At 65.7% G+C, this 15,711-nt stretch carries 4 protein-coding genes; 3 read left to right on the top strand and 1 reads right to left on the bottom strand.

The window, feature by feature from the left end; all coding sequences use genetic code 11:
- Positions 1 to 16: 16 nt before the first annotated feature.
- The gene (locus tag WAN02_RS27350) at positions 17 to 2,203 is read right to left on the bottom strand and encodes an acyltransferase family protein (RefSeq protein ID WP_422268317.1); all 2,187 of its coding nucleotides are present in this window, start codon (positions 2,201 to 2,203) and stop codon (positions 17 to 19) included.
- A 208-nt stretch (positions 2,204 to 2,411) separates the two neighbouring features.
- Here WAN02_RS27350 and WAN02_RS27345 point away from each other — a divergent pair, with 208 nt between their 5' ends.
- The 3 genes from WAN02_RS27345 to WAN02_RS27335 all read left to right on the top strand — a co-directional run.
- Positions 2,412 to 3,692 carry a glycosyltransferase gene (locus WAN02_RS27345; RefSeq protein ID WP_422268292.1) on the top strand — a complete coding sequence of 427 codons (1,281 nt, stop codon included), beginning with the start codon at positions 2,412 to 2,414 and terminating at the stop codon, positions 3,690 to 3,692.
- A 378-nt stretch (positions 3,693 to 4,070) separates the two neighbouring features.
- On the top strand, positions 4,071 to 15,056 hold the full coding sequence (locus tag WAN02_RS27340) for a type I polyketide synthase (protein WP_422268315.1): 10,986 nt from the start codon (positions 4,071 to 4,073) through the stop codon (positions 15,054 to 15,056).
- A 267-nt stretch (positions 15,057 to 15,323) separates the two neighbouring features.
- On the top strand, positions 15,324 to 15,711 hold a 388-nt coding region (locus tag WAN02_RS27335), incomplete at its 3' end, for a class I SAM-dependent methyltransferase (protein ID WP_422268290.1).

Below are 15,711 nucleotides of genomic sequence, written 5' to 3'. Positions count from 1 at the left end.
TCTGTCCCGCAGCATGTCATCCGTGGGCGAGAGCGCGGTCGGCGAGCGCCCCCATGACCGGTGCCAACAGCCGGGCGTATTCGAATGTCAGGTGACTCGAGTCCACATAGACCAGGGTGTTTCCGACGATGACCGGGCACCGGTCAGCGGTGCAGAACAGCTCGGTGAGGTCTGCGTACTGCCCGCCGCCAGCTTTGGCGGCGGCGGACTCGGCCGCGATGCCGGACTCGTTCACCGCCTTCGCCCTGCGCGGCACGCAGGCCGACACGTCATCGAGGCGCGCCGACAGACAAGTCGGCACGTCAAAATGCGGATCCGGGACCGGCCCGAGCACCAGGACCTTCGCCCCGGTGCCGCGCAGCTGCTGCACGAGGCGGGTCAGGCTGTCGATCCACGCCGGATCGTAGGCGTGAAAACCTGTTAGCGATTCGTCGCCGCCGTACCCCCGAAACGCACTGACCACCACCAGCCGTGGGTGCTCAGCGCGCAACCGCGCGATGATTTGCCCACGCCATTCCTCGCAGTGTTCAAGCACTTCCACCACGCGGCGGAAGGGGGTGGTTACCCGTACGTCCATCGGTGGACAGGCCGCCTTGGCCAGGGTCTCCAGCCGCCAATGCCGCTGTTCGGCGGCCTGTTGGAACGCCGGATTCCATATCGCGGCATGCGAATCGCCCACCAGGGCCACCGTCGTCGACGACGCGGTATCGCCCGTCGCGCACTCGGGCTGTCCGCCTTGGGTGGGCGCGCGCAGGCAACCGCTGCCCATATAGGCCTTCTGTTCGGCTTCCACGTCGACAAACGACGGGTCCAGGTTCGACGGCACGGCTTTGAGGTCAACCGACGCCGCGATCGCGGTCTGCAGCTGAGAAACCACGCGCTGCACGGCCACGTCGTAGGCAGCCGTGTCCGAGCCGGCGGGCACCGGCGAGGTGATGACCTTCAGGGCCGCCGCGGGCGTCCCGCGCCCGACCGGGATAGGCACTACGACCAGCAGCGCCAAGCCCACACACACCGCGACCGCGGTGGCAGCACCGCCCAACGCAAGACTGCGCCCAGGCGAACGGCGAATGGGTTCGGCGAACCGTAACGGGTTCTCGATGAAGCGCAGAGTGAGCACTGCCAGCCCACCGGAGACTAGCGCCGTGGCCACCCTGGCGACCAACCCCAGCGGTTGACCCAGCAATGCCGGTGCGAGCAGCAGCACCGGCCAGTGCCACAGATACCACGAGTAGGAGACCCGGCCGATCGCCCGCATCGGTGACAACCCCAGCACGCGCCCGCATCCCTGCGCAGGTGTGGCGCATCCGGCGCCGATCACCAACGCCGCACCGACAGTCGGCAACAGTGCAGCAACACCCGGATACATCGTTGTGCTGCTCAACCCGGCGCAGGCCAGCAGGATCAGGGTTAGCCCGGCCCACCCGGTGACCGCGCTGCCTCTCCGCGAGAGCCGTCGCCACCGGCCGACTGTGAGAGCGACCAGCCCGCCGAGGGCCAACTGCCAGGCCCGGGTGGGCAGCGAAAAGAACGCGACAGGAGGAGCCAACGGAGTAGCCGCCAACGACAGCACGAATGACACCGCCGCAGTCAAGGCAAGGACCACCAGATACGGGCGTTGCGAGGACGTGGCCTGGGCCCTGGTGCGCCGGCGCACACGCCGGATCAGCCATGCCGTCCCGATGATCAACGCCGGCCAAACCAGGTAGAACTGCTCCTCGACGCCTAGCGACCAATAGTGCTGAAACGGCGACAGCGCCTTATGGGTGGCGAAGTAGTCGACGCCTCGCATGATGAACCAGTAATTGCCGACATATAGCGCGCTGGTGATCCCGTCCCAAATGACGCTTTTAACCTGCAACGCGGGTAGCAGCACAACCGAGGCGACCATGGTGATGATGCCGACGGTGGCAGAGGCTGGTAGCAGTCGGCGGGCCCTGGCCCCGTAGAAGCGGCGCAGCCGGACGGCGCCGGTGGTGTTCGCTTCGCGCCACAGCAGCCCCGTGATCAGGAATCCCGAGATGACGAAAAAAACGTCGACGCCGACGTAGCCACCACCCACTCCGGGCACGTCGGCGTGAAACAGGACCACGGCTAACACCGCGACAGCGCGCAAGCCCTCAATATCCGGGCGAAACTGCTTCTGTTCCGAGCCCCGACCCTGGAGTTCTTTGATAGGGCTGATGCTGTCGGCCTGGTGCAAGGTCACCTACTGAGCAAGAGGACGTGTTCTTCGGATCGAGGGATTATCACACAGCTGTACAACAGGTTGGTATGTTCTCGGCTCGGGAGCTTGTAGCCCTTGGTCTGTCAAAGAATCGGACGAAAGGCGGTCCGAAGGTTGTCCTGTTCGAGGCGGGAACCTGGACTTCGCCCATGACTTTTCCGCCAACGTAGAGGTGGGCGCGGCGATGAAATTTGTGCTGGCCAGTTGGGGCAGTCGCGGCGACGTCGAGCCCAACCTCGCTGTCGGCCGCGAGTTGGTTCGCCGCGGGCACGACGTGTACATGGCCGTCCCGCCCGACCTGGTCGGCTTCACCGAGGCGGCGGGCGTTGCTGCGGTGGGATTCGGGCCGGAAGCGCAGTCCATTCTCGACTCGCACCGCGCATTCTGGACCTGCTTCTTCAGCCGCCCTTGGCAGATCCGGAAGCTGATCACGTCCCGACTCGCAATTGCGGGACCCCTGCTGAGGGGTTGGCAGGAGATGAGCACGACGCTGATGTCGCTGGCGGACGGCGCCGACCTGATTTTCACCGGCATCAATTTCGAGGACGCCGCCGCCAATGTCGCCGAGCATTACGACATTCCGCTGGCCACATTGCATTACTTCCCGTTGCGGCCCAACGCCCAGACCCTGCGATTCCTGCCCGCGCCGTTGGCCCGCGCAGCAGTAACGGCGTTCTGGTGGGTGACCTGGCGCGGGATGAAGAAAGGCGAGGACGCCCAGCGCCGTGAACTCGGCCTACCGAAGGCGAGCGGCTCCGCCCCGAGCCGGATTACCGAACGCGGATCGCTGGAAATCCAGGCCTACGACGAGGCCTGCTTCCCCGGGCTGGCCGTTGAATGGGCGAAGCACGAGAGCCAGCGACCGTTCGTCGGAACGCTGACATTGGAGTTGCCGACAGCCGCCGACGATGAAGTGGCGTCGTGGATCGCCGCAGGAACACCGCCGATTTACTTCGGGTTCGGCAGCATCCCGGTCGAATCGCCAGCCGACACCATCGCCATGATCGCCGCGGCCTGTGCGCGGTTGGGCGAGCGCGCGCTGGTCGGCGCCGCCGGCACTGACTTCAGCAACGTCCTTCATTTCGAGCACGTCAAGGTGGTTGGCGCGGTGAACTTCACGACCGTGTTTCCCGCCTGCCGGGCGCTCGTGCACCACGGCGGGTCGAGCACCACGCCCATCGCCATGCGCGCGGGAGTCCCCCAGCTGATCCTCTATTGGGACATGGTCCACGCGGTCTACGGAGCTGCCGTCAAACGGCTGGAGGTCGGCACAGCCCGGCGCTTTTCCACCGCCACCGAGGAATCGCTGGTCGCGGATCTTCGCCGAATCCTGGCCCCGGAATACGTCGCCCGGGCCCGGGAGCTCGCCACCCAGATCACCGAACCCACCAAGAGCGCTGCCGCTGCCGCTGACCTGCTGGAAGATTTCGTCCGACTCAAGCACGTTGGCCGACAAGTGCTGTGAGCTGGGTCACATCCGGAATCTAGATCGTTTTTTCCGAAACTCCGGATCGCCGCTCCGGCCTTCAGTATGGTTTGGAACTTGTTCTACTCGTGTCGACTAAGCGGCCTTTGGAGACTTGGTGAGCATCAATCCGCATGACCACGCCGCCGGCAACTCCGTCGTTTCAGGCAATGACGAGTAGCAGCACACCCTGCGGTCGACCTTCGCTGAGGGGTACAGCGAAGCGGACCGCGCTTGGACCGTACCGATTGCTCAACCTGCCTATTTGTCCATTGCGACGCCACGCCTAGCGGCCCCGGGCTCGTCGGGCCCGCACCCTCAATGCTGATCGACAACCCAAACCGCCGAGAGGACTACCCCTTGACTATCGAGACACCCATGCGGGCACGTGAATCACAGGGGGCCGGGGAGAGTTTTGCGATAGTCGGCTATGCACTGCGTGTTCCGGGAGCTGCCGATGCGGACGAGTTCTGGGAGGTGCTGCGAGAAGGCCGCGATGCGATATCGGAGGTGCCTCCGGATCGGTGGGACGTCGACGAGTACTACGACCCGGATCCCGATGCGCCCGGGAAGATCGTCAGCCGCCGGGCAGGCTTCATCGATGACGTAACAGGTTTCGACGCGTCGTTCTTCGGGCTGTCGAAGCGCGAGACGATGCTGATCGACCCGCAGCACCGGCTGTTGCTGGAAACGTCGTGGCAAGCGGTGGAGCATTCAGGCACCGCGCCATCGGCTTTGGCTAACACCCAGACCGGTGTCTTCATGGGCCTGGGTACCCATGACTACCTGGGATTGATATCGGAGGAGCTGAGTCCCGCCGAGATCGAGGCCTACGTGGCGATCGGGACATCGTCCGCGGCAGGAGCAGGCCGGATCAGTTACGGACTCGGGCTGCAAGGACCGGCGGTCTCCGTCGATACGGCGTGCAGCTCGTCGCTGGTCGCAGTCCATCAGGCGTGCCAGGCGCTCCGCTACGGAGAATGTGACCTCGCGCTGGCCGGCGGCGTGAACGTCATGCTCAGCGCGAAAACCGCCATGACCTTCTCGCACGCGCACATGCTCGCCCCAGACGGCAAGTGCAAGACGTTCGACGCAGCCGCCGATGGCTACGTGCGGGGCGAGGGCTGCGGCGTCGTCGTGATCAAACGCCTCGACGACGCGATCCGCGACGGCGACCAGATTCGGGCTGTGATCCGGGGCAGCTCGATCAACCAGGACGGCGCATCGGGTGGATTGACGGTGCCGAACGGCGTTGCCCAGCAACGCGTTATCAACGAGGCGCTGGAGCGCGCCGGTGTCGCGGCCGCCGACGTCAATTACCTGGAGGCGCACGGGACCGGAACCTCGCTGGGCGATCCAATCGAAGTCCAAGCCGCCGGCGCAGCACTCGGCAACGGCCGCGACGCCGACCAGCCGCTGCTGATCGGGTCGGTGAAAACGAATATCGGCCATCTGGAGGCAGCCGCCGGGATCGCGGGCCTGATCAAGGTCATCCTGTCCCTCGAGCACGAAGTATTGCCGCAGCACCTGCACTTCCAGAACCCGTCGCCGCACATCCCCTGGGACCGCCTCGCGGTTCGGGTGGTAGACAAGGCCCTGCCGTGGGAGCGCAACGGGCGCCCCCGTATCGCCGGGATCAGCTCGTTCGGATTCTCCGGGACCAACGCACACGTCATCGTCGAGGAAGCACCCGCTGAGGTCGGCGAGGCTGCGCCAACGCCAGTGTCGCCGTCCGACGAGCGACGCTTCAGCCTGTTGCCGCTATCGGCACGCAGCCCCGCCGCCTTGGCGGAGCTCGCCGCTGGATATAGCGACTGGCTTACCGCCCACCCGGAGGCCTCGTTGGCCGATCTGTGCCTGACCGCCGGGGTAGCGCGATCGCACTTCGAGCACCGCGCCGCGCTGGTGGTGAATTCGACGGACTCCGCGCGCGAGCTACTCGGCGCGCTGGCCGAGGATCGACCGGCAACGGGCTTGGTGCGCGGAGAGTGCGCCGACAAGCCCAGGACAGCGTGGTTGTTCCCCGGTCAAGGCAGCCAGTTCGCCGGCATGGCCCGGGAGTTGTTCGAGACCGAGCCGGTGTTCGCCGGAACCATGGCCCGGTGCGCGGCAGCGATCGCCGGCGTGCTCGAAAGACCGCTGCTGGACGTCATTTTCGATTCGGACAGCCCGGAAAGCCAAGAGACCTTGCGGCAAACCGGCTACGCCCAGCCCGCCCTGTTCGCAGTGGAGATGGGCCTGGCCCGGCTGTGGCAGTCATGGGGCTTCGAACCCGATGTGGTGATCGGCCACAGCGTCGGCCAATACACCGCGGCCTGCGTCGCCGGTGTGTTCGGTCTCGAGGACGGCGCCTTGCTGCTGGCTGAACGCGGCCGGCTGTTCGGCAGCTTGCCCACCGGCGGACGGATGGCCGCGATCTTCGCCCCCGCCGAGCGAGTGGAAAGCCTGACCGACGAGTATCCGAGTCTGTCGGTGGCCGCCTACAACGGCGCCAACACCGTGCTGTCCGGGCCCGCGCAAGACCTGGACCGCGCGGTGGCCAAGCTAACTGACGACGGCGTGCGCTGTGACGTGCTGGACACCAGTCACGCCTTCCACTCGGCGCTGCTGGACCCGGTCCTCGACGAATTCGAGTCGTATGCGAACCGGTTCGAGTTCGCTTCGCCGCGAAGGACATTGGTGTGCAACCGCACGGGTGTGGCGCTGGGCAAGAGTGCGCAACTCGACGGTGCCTACTGGCGTCGCCACGCACGGCAGCCGGTCGAATTCGCGAAGAGTGTGCACACATTGGCCGATCTCAGGTGCACGATGCTGCTGGAGGTCGGGCCGCAGCCGGTGCTCACCGCCGCGGCCCTGCGGGCCTGGCCCGACCCGGCCACCGCACCGCGGGCGATCCCATCGTTGCGCCGAAACATCGCCGACCACCGGCAGATCACCGAGGCCCTCGCCAACGCGTACATCGTCGGCCACCTGCCCCACTTCGATGCTCTCCAGCAGGGACCGGCGCGCAAGCTCGACCTGCCCACCTATCCGTTCCAGCATCGCCAGTTCTGGTTCCGGGAGAAGCGAGTCCGTCCCACCCAGACCTTCGACGAGACGCAAGCCACGCGTACCGACACGGTCCGGCTTCTCGAGGACGGCCGGATCGAGGAACTCGCCGCGCTACTCGGCGGTGCCGGCGGCAATCAACAGGCCATCGACGCGCTGGAACAGCTTGCCGCACAACATAACCAGCAGCGGAAAGCGCAGTCGATCACCGACTCCCGCTACGAGATTCGCTGGGAGAAATCCGCTGTCATATCACCGGCCGCGGATGCGCTGGCCGGCGAGGGACACGCCTGGCTTCTCCTTGGCGATGACGCCGAGGCCATTCAGCCATTGGTCGACGTGCTCACCGCGCGTGGCCACCGGCATCAACTGCTCGGGTTGCCGGCGACCGACGCGGACGAGGAAAAGCTCGAAGTCGCGTTGCGCGCTGCTGTAGCAGACGAACCCGCGCTGCGGATCCTGCATCTCGCGGCCTTCAAGTCTGACAGTGCACCATCGACAAAGTCACTGGAGCGGATGCAAATCCGAGTGCTGAGTGGGACACGTCGACTCTTCCGCGCCGCGGCCGCCGCTGAACTCCGCACGCCGATCTGGCTGTTGACCAACGGTGCACAACGAGTCACCAGTGCCGACAGCGTGGCACCGGATCAAAGTTGCCTGTGGGGCTTCGGTCGCGCCGCGGCGCTGGAACATCCACGTCTGTGGGGCGGCTTGGCGGACTTGTCCGAAGGCGGTGCCGACGAGTTCTCCCGATTGATCGACCAATTGCTGGCAGCACCGACAGGCGAGGATCAAATCGCGCTGCGTGACAAAGCGGTCTATGTTCCCCGGCTGACTCGACGCACTGGGCAGCCGATCGCGACGCCGTTGGAATTGCGTTCTGACGCAACATATCTGGTGACCGGCGGGTTGGGCGCGATCGGGATGGAAATTGCCGGATACCTGGCCGCGCACGGCGCTCGGCATCTGGTGCTGACCAGCCGGCGCTCACCGAGCGATGCCGCTCAACAGCGCATCGACGCGTTGCGCGAAGAGTACGACTGCGATGTCCGCGCCACCGCGGCCGATGTCGCCAATCCGCACCACGTCGCGCGCCTGTTGGCCACGATGCAGGCCGAACTGCCGCCGCTGGCCGGCATCGTGCACGCCGCAGGCGAGATCGGTACCACCCCACTGCAAACCTTGGACGACGACGAGGTGGATCGGGTGTTCGCCGGAAAGGTCTGGGGTGCTTGGCATTTAAGCGAAGCCACTACGGACATGGCGTTGGACTTCTTCGTCAGCACCTCCTCGATCTCCGGGGTATGGGGGAGCTTCGGCCAGACCGCGTACAGCGCGGCCAACGCCTTCCTGGACGGGCTGGCCTGGCAGCAACGCAAGCAGGGTGTTCCCGGGATCAGCGTCAACTTCGGTCCGTGGTCGGCCGCGGGCATGGCCGACGAAGATGCCCGAGCCGAATTGAATAAGCGCGGGGTCCAGCCGCTGTCACCCGCCGACGCACTGGCCGGCCTGGCCGACCTGATGGCGGCTTCGACCGCTCAAGGAATTGTGGCCCGGATCGACTGGGCCAGCTTCCTACCGCTCTACCAGTTGACGGGCAAGCGGGCATTCCTGGCGCAGTTACAGAGTGAGGTGCCCGAATCGGCGCCGGCACCGACGCCGTCAGGGACGACCCAATTGGTTGAGCGGCTCACTGTCGCTCCGGTGCAGCAGCGCAAGAAACTCATCGTCGACTATCTACGCGACAACGTCGCAGACGTCACACGGCTCGATCCGGCCGAGATCCGCGATGAGGCAGGCTTCTTCGCACTCGGCATGGATTCGCTGATGGCCGTCGAACTGCGCCAGCGGCTCGAGCAGGCTGTCGGCAAGGAGTTGCCGGCGACCCTCGCGATGGACTATCCACGCCTGGTCGACGTGGCAGATTACCTACTCGACGACGTCCTCAGCATCGGTGCACCGGCGCCCAGCGCCCAGGCAGCTGCCAATTCCACGCCCCCGTCGGCTTCGGTAGTGACGGCGCGCTCGGATGAGCCGATCGCCATCGTCGCGGTGGCTTGCCGTTTTCCGGGTGCGCCCGATCCCGAGGCGTACTGGGACTTGTTGTCCGGTGGTGTCGATGCGATCCGGGAGATCCCGGCCGACCGCTTCGACGTCGACGAGTACTACGACCCGGATCCCGAAGCGCCGGGCAAGATCTACACCCGCTACGGCGGATACCTGGAGAGCATCGACGGATTCGACCCGGAGTTCTTCGGTATTTCTCCGCGCGAGGCCGTCTGGATGGATCCCCAGCAGCGGTTGATGCTGGAAATCGCGTGGGAGGGCCTGGAACGTGCCGGGTATTCTCCGGCGTCGTTGCGCGGCAGCCGAAGTGGCGTGTTCGTCGGCGTAGCCGCCAACGAGTATTCGCAGCTGCTGGGCGCCAACTCGGTCGAGACCATCGAGGCCCACTTCATCACCGGCAATGCGCTCAATGTCATCGCGGGCCGGGTGGCATTCGCCCTCGGACTGGAAGGGCCGGCGATGGCGGTGGACACCGCGTGCAGTGCTTCGCTGGTGGCCGTCCATCAGGCCTGCCAGGCATTGCACTCCGGTGACTGCGATATGGCCTTGGCCGGTGGCGTGAACGTCTTGGTGAGCCCGGCATCCATCGTCGCCACTTCGCGGGCCAGAATGCTTTCCGCCGACGGCCGATGCAAAACCTTCGACGCGGCTGCAAACGGCTATGCGCGCAGTGAAGGATGCGGGATTCTGGTCCTCAAGAGGCTCAGCGACGCGGAGCGCGACGGGGATCCGATTTGTGCGGTCATCCGGGGCAGCGCGGTCAATCAGGACGGCGCTTCCAGTGGTCTGACAGTGCCCAATGGTGGTGCACAGCAACGGCTTATCGCCGCGACGCTGGCTCGCGCCGGTCTCACCGGCGGGGATGTCGACTACCTCGAGGCGCATGGCACGGGCACCTCTCTGGGCGACCCGATCGAGGTCCAGGCCGCCGCGGCCGCCTATGGCGTCGGCCGTGACCCGAACCGTCCGCTGCTGATTGGATCGGCGAAGACCAACATCGGGCACCTCGAATCGGCAGCGGGAATCGCCGGTTTGATCAAGGTCGTGTTGTCGCTGCAGCACGAAGTTCTACCGCAGAATCTGCACTTCGAGAACCCGTCGCCACATATTCCGTGGGACTCCCTGGCAGTCCGCGTCGTGGACAAGGCGATTCCGTGGCTGACCAACGGCAGGCCGCGCCGCGCCGGAACAAGTTCCTTCGGTTTCTCCGGCACGAACGCACACGTCCTCATCGAAGAGGCGCCAGTGAAATCGCCAGTCACACAGGATGTCTCGATCGGCGACGGTGCGCCAGAGCAGACTTCCGAGCAGAAGCCGGTCAGCGTCCTGCCACTGTCGGGGCGGTCAGCGGAAGCGTTGACGGCGCTGGCGCAGCGATACGCAACCTGGTTGGAAGCTCGCCCCGAGGCCGATATCGCCGATGTGTGCTACACGGCCGGGGTCGGACGGTCACACTTCGAGCATCGGGCCGCGCTCGTCGTGGACTCGGCGCAGGGCGCTCGTGAGCTGTTGGCCGGACTAGCCGTGAATCGGCTGGGACCGGGTGCGGTGCGTGGCGTATGCGGTGATCCGCCAAAGACGGCGTGGTTGTTCACCGGGCAGGGCAGTCAGTACCCGGGCATGGCGCGCGAGTTGTTCGACACCCAGCCGGTATTCGCCGACACCGTGAAGCAATGCGCAGAAGCTGTCGATGGCCTGTTGCCGCGTCCGCTACTGGAGGTGATGTTCGACACCGAGGGTGAGGCCCGAGAAACACTGCGGCACACCTCTTTTGCTCAGCCCGCCCTGTTCGCCATCGAAATGGGCCTGGCCCGGTTGTGGCAATCCTGGGGCATCGAGCCCGACGTGGTGCTCGGGCACAGCGTGGGCCAGTACGCGGCGGCCTGCGTGGCCGGAGTGTTCAGCCTCGAGGACGGCGCCCGACTGATGGCCGAACGCGGCCGCCTGTTCGGCAATCTGCCCGAGGGCGGCCGGATGGTGGCGGTGTTCGCAGAAGCCCAGCAAGTGGAGCGCCTCGCCGACGAATTCCCGCAGATTTCGGTCGCCGCCTACAACGGCCCCAACACGGTGCTGTCCGGCCCGGCCGCGGATCTGGAACAGATTGTCGCCAGGCTGACCGGTGACCAAATCCGCTGCACCTGGCTGGACACCAGTCACGCCTTCCACTCCGAGCTGTTGGAGCCGGCGCTCGACGAATTCGAGTCGTACGCGAGGGGTTTCGAATTCGCTACGCCGACGCTGCCGCTGGTGTGCAACCGCACCGGCGCAGTCCTCACCGCGGAAACCCCGCTGGACGCGAAATATTGGCGGCGGCACTCCCGGCAGCCGGTGCAGTTCGCCGAGAGCGTGCAAACCGTGGCGCAGCTGGGCTGCTCGGTGTTGATGGAGATCGGTCCGCAACCAATTCTGACCGGCGCTGCGCTGCAGGCCTGGCCGGAATCCTCCGCCGCTCCGCAGGCGATCGCTTCCCTGCGCAAGGGCACCGATGCCCAGCATCAGATCGCCGAAGCGCTGGCCGCGACGTATGTCTCCGGACATCGGCCCGAGTTCACCGCGCTGCACCATCAGCCACGGCGCAAGTTCGAACTGCCCACCTATCCGTTCCAGCGCCGTCGCTACTGGCCCAAGACTTCCGACATGCGCACCGACGGCGCACCGGCATCCGGAATCCTGGGTAGCGCCAAGGATCTCGCTTCCGGCGATGCCGTCTACACCAGCCGGTGGTCCACCAAAACTCAGCCGTGGCTGGAGCATCACGTCATCTACGGCACCGTCGTCGTTCCGGGCGCGACATACGCGGCGATGGCCCTTGCCGCGGTCGGGGCGCCGGCTCAGGTGCGCGAGGTCTTCTTCTATGAGCCGATCATCCTGCCTAACAAGAGTTCCCGTGAGGTACAGCTGACCGTGCATCCGGTCGGGGACGGCGGATGGACCTTCCAGGTACACAGCCGCCCGTACGGTGAGCGTGAGGCTGAGTGGTCGTTGAATGCCGATGGGCGGATCGCTTCCGGTCTCGACGACGCGCCGGCACCGGAGCCGACAGATTCCATCGATGCCGCATGCGAGCGGCTGGGCCGCACGCGTCCGCAACAGCTGTTCGACACCTTCGCCGACATGGAGCTCAGCTGGGGGCCCACCTGGTCCACGTCGCTCAAATCCCTGTGGGCCGGTGACGGTGAGGCGGTCGGCGACGTCGCCATCGGTGACGAACTCGCCGAACAGCTCGGTACCGAACCGATCCACCCGGTGTTGCTCGACCTGTGCACCGGTGTCGCCTTCCCCGCCTTCCCGGCGGTGCTCGCGGCGACCGAGGGTGGCGGACCCGTGGCCGATCTCTTCTTGCCGCTGCGGTATGGGCGAGTGGTACTGCGGGAGCGGATGCCAAAGCGGTTCTATTGCCGCGCGCGGTGGCAGTCTGGCGGTGTCGACAGCGAAACCCAGGTCTTCGACCTCGATTTCGTGGATCGGGACGGTCGGCAGCTGGGCGAAATTCGCGACTTCGCGGTGAAACGCGCGCCTCGAGAGGCGTTGCTGCGCGGGCTCGGCGGCGATGCCACCCGAAACGTGTACACCCTCGGCTGGCAGGAGATGCCGCCGCCGGAGTCTGGCAACGCCGCCGAAGGCACCTGGCTGATTGCCGGATTTGACGAGCTGGCGGCCGACCTGCCGGGCGGTGTCTCGTTGGACCGTACGACGGATTCGGCGCCTTGGGCTCAGGCGTTCGCAGCGGCTCAGGATCCGGTATCCGGCATCGTCTGGCGCAGCGCTGGGCGACCCAGCGCGGAAGAGTCAGCTGCCGAATTCGCCGGGCGGGTGGAGACCGAAATCGCCGAACTGCTCAGCGCGGTGCACACCGCGCAAGGCGGCGAAGTGAAACTTCCCGGCGGACTGTGGATCATCACCGAACGGGCCGTGGCGACCGAGCCTGGCGAGCCGGTTGACCCGGTGCAGTCGGCGCTGTGGGGGTTCGGGCGGACCATCATCACCGAGCAGCCTGCCCTCGGTTGCCGGCTGGTCGATTACGACAACGTCGAAGACGCCACGCGTTCGCTGGCGGGCCTACTGGGTGCGCCCGTCGAGGAACCCGAACTCGCTCTGCGGCAAGGAAAGTACCTCGTGCCGCGGCTGCTGCCATGGGCGCGCGACGGCCACCTCCCGGTGCCCCGTGCGGCCGATTACATCCTGGACGTGACCGAACGTGGCGCGATCGACAACCTTCATCTGGTCGAGCTCGACGTGCCACAGCCCGGCGCGGGCCAGGTGCAGATCCGAGTAGAGGCCGCCGGCCTGAACTTCCGGGATGTGCTCAACGTGCTCGGCCTGTATCCGGGCGATCCGGGGCGGATCGGTGGCGGTGACCTCTCCGGCATCGTCACCGAGCTGGGTGCCGGCGTTACCGGATTCGAGGTTGGTCAGCGCGTCTTCGGCTTCATGCCGGGGTCGTTCTCTACCCGGGTCAATGTGCCCGCCGATTTCCTGTCGCCGGTGCCGAATGGGATCAGTGCGGTCGGGGCGGCGACGATACCCGCCGGCGCACTCACGACGCGGCTTGCGTTCGACTGGGCGAAGGTGGGGCCCGGCGACCGGGTGCTCATCCACGCCGCCAGTGGTGGCGTGGGTCTGGCCGCGATTCAGTTGGCCCAGCAGGCCGGTGCAACCGTCTTCGCCACCGCCAGCACCTACAAGCGTGACGCGGTGCGAAAGATGGGCGTGGAACACGTATACGACTCGCGCAGTACGGACTTCGCGGATCAGATCCTCGCGGACACCGGGGGTGCGGGCGTCGACGTCGTACTCAACAGCCTGACGAACGAAGGGTTCATCGAAGCGACGGTGCGGGCGACCGCACGAGGCGGCCGGTTCGCCGAAATCGCCAAGCGGGACATCTGGACCCGCGAGCAGATGGCAGCGGCCCGGCCCGATATCGATTACGAGATCATTGCGCTGGACGTGACCATCGCGGAAGAGCCAGCGCGGACGGGGAGCTTGCTTGCCGAGCTGGCGGACAGCATGGCCAGCGGCGAGCTCGCGCCGCTCGCAGTCGAGGTCTACCCGCTGACGGAGGCCAAGACTGCCTTCCGTCGCATGCAGCAGGCGCGACACATCGGCAAGATCGTGCTCCAGATGCCGAAACCGCTTCAGCCGCGTGGTGATCGGAGCTATCTGATTACCGGCGGCCTGGGTGCACTGGGCCTGTACACGGCGGCCCACCTGGCCCAACTCGGGGCCGGCGACATCGTGTTGACCAGTCGGCGTGAGCCGGACGCGCAGGCCCAACGGACGATCGAGGAGATCGCCGAGCGCCACAAGTGCCGCATCCACACTTTCGCGGCCGACGTCGGCGACGAGGCGCAGGCCAGGATCCTGGTGGAGCGGATCCGGGCGGAGTTGCCGCCGCTCGGCGGCATCGCACACCTGGCAGGGGTGCTCGACGACGCGTTGATTTCACAACAGAGCCCGGAGCATTTTCGGACGACGTTGGCGCCCAAAGCGTTCGGCGCCTATCACCTCGATCGGTTGACCAGGAACGACGATCTCGAGTTCTTCATCGTGTACTCGTCGGCCTCCAGCGTCATCGGCTCCCCCGGCCAGGCGAACTATGCGACCGCCAATGCGCTGCTCGACGGCCTGGTTGCGGATCGCAAAGCGCAAGGCCTTCCCGCGACCGGTGTCAACTGGGGTCCGTGGGCGCAGGGCGGCATGGCCACGTCGCACGCCGCGCGCGCCAATCTCAGTGCGCAAGGCCTGATTCCGCTGGATCCCTCGGCCGCCTTGAACGCGCTGGACGAGATGATCGCGAACGGAACCGCGCAGGCAACCGTCATCAAAGCCAACTGGCAGCGTGCCGCGAAGGGGCTGGGCGGCACTCGCCCATGGATTCTCGACCACGTGCTGCCAAGTGCTGTCGCAGCGACACACGGCGACAGCGAGTTGCTCCGGCAACTGCACGAGGTGCCCGACATGGAGCGCGGCAGTTTCCTCACCGAATACCTGCGGCACGAGGTGCAGACTTTCCTGAGGCTCGCGCAACCGCCGGCCGCGAGCAGCCGGTTCCTGGAGCTGGGCACGGATTCGCTGATGGCGGTCGAATTCAGCAACCGGTTACTCCCCCAGTTCGGCGGTGCGTTCACGATCAGCGCCACCGCGGTGTTCGACTACCCCACCATCGGCTCGCTCGCGGAGTATCTCGCCGCCCAGGTGCCGGAGTTACAGGTGGACTCCGGCGGAGCGTCCGAGGCTGCCGGGTAAATCGGATCGAGTTGAGGCGACATCATGAATCAGGGAATCAAATGGGCGCGGCAAATCCTAAATAGTCGGGGGCGTGCGCCGACACCTGCGCAGTGTTTTTGACGTCCCCCTCTTCGTACTACTCCAACTTATTGGGAGGGAACCATGCCCGAAGACTCAGCACAAGGAACATTGTGCGACGTGCGAACGATGTACGAAGCCTATCCATACCCGAGCCCCACGGTGGGGGGTACGTTAATCCAAGACGTCGCGAATAGCTTGTACACAGTGTTCGGCGATGACGAACTGGCCGGGAAAAGAATACTAGACGCTGGTTGCGGCACCGGCCAGCGACTTCTTGCGGTGGCGAAAAGCTATCCCAAAGCACAATTTGTGGGGCTCGACATGACAGCGGCCTCAATCGCGGTTGCTGAAGACCTCAGTCGGCGGCACGGCATCCGCAACGTTGAGTTTTGTAGATCCGAGCTTCTGGATTTTAGTCCGGGATGCACGTTCGACGTGATTCTCTCGATTGGTGTCGTACATCATTTAGAGAATCCGAGTCGCGGGATACAGTTTCTCACATCTCTACTCAGTGAGACTGGAGTTCTGATTCTTTGGCTTTATCACGCGCTAGGCGAACATCAACGGTTACTCGATAGAGATACACTATTGA

The sequence above is a fragment of the Mycobacterium sp. genome, assembly GCF_049281135.1.
In the GTDB taxonomy this organism is placed as follows: domain Bacteria; phylum Actinomycetota; class Actinomycetes; order Mycobacteriales; family Mycobacteriaceae; genus Mycobacterium.
Note: the sequence above shows the minus strand (reverse complement) of the source record. Positions and strands in the feature narration are given on the sequence as shown.

Excerpts from the sequence above, each read along its gene's own strand:
- WAN02_RS27340 (WP_422268315.1), top strand. The coding sequence starts at position 4,071 with ATGCGGGCACGTGAATCACAGGGGGCCGGGGAGAGTTTTGCGATAGTC.
- WAN02_RS27345 (WP_422268292.1), top strand. The coding sequence starts at position 2,412 with ATGAAATTTGTGCTGGCCAGTTGGGGCAGTCGCGGCGACGTCGAGCCC.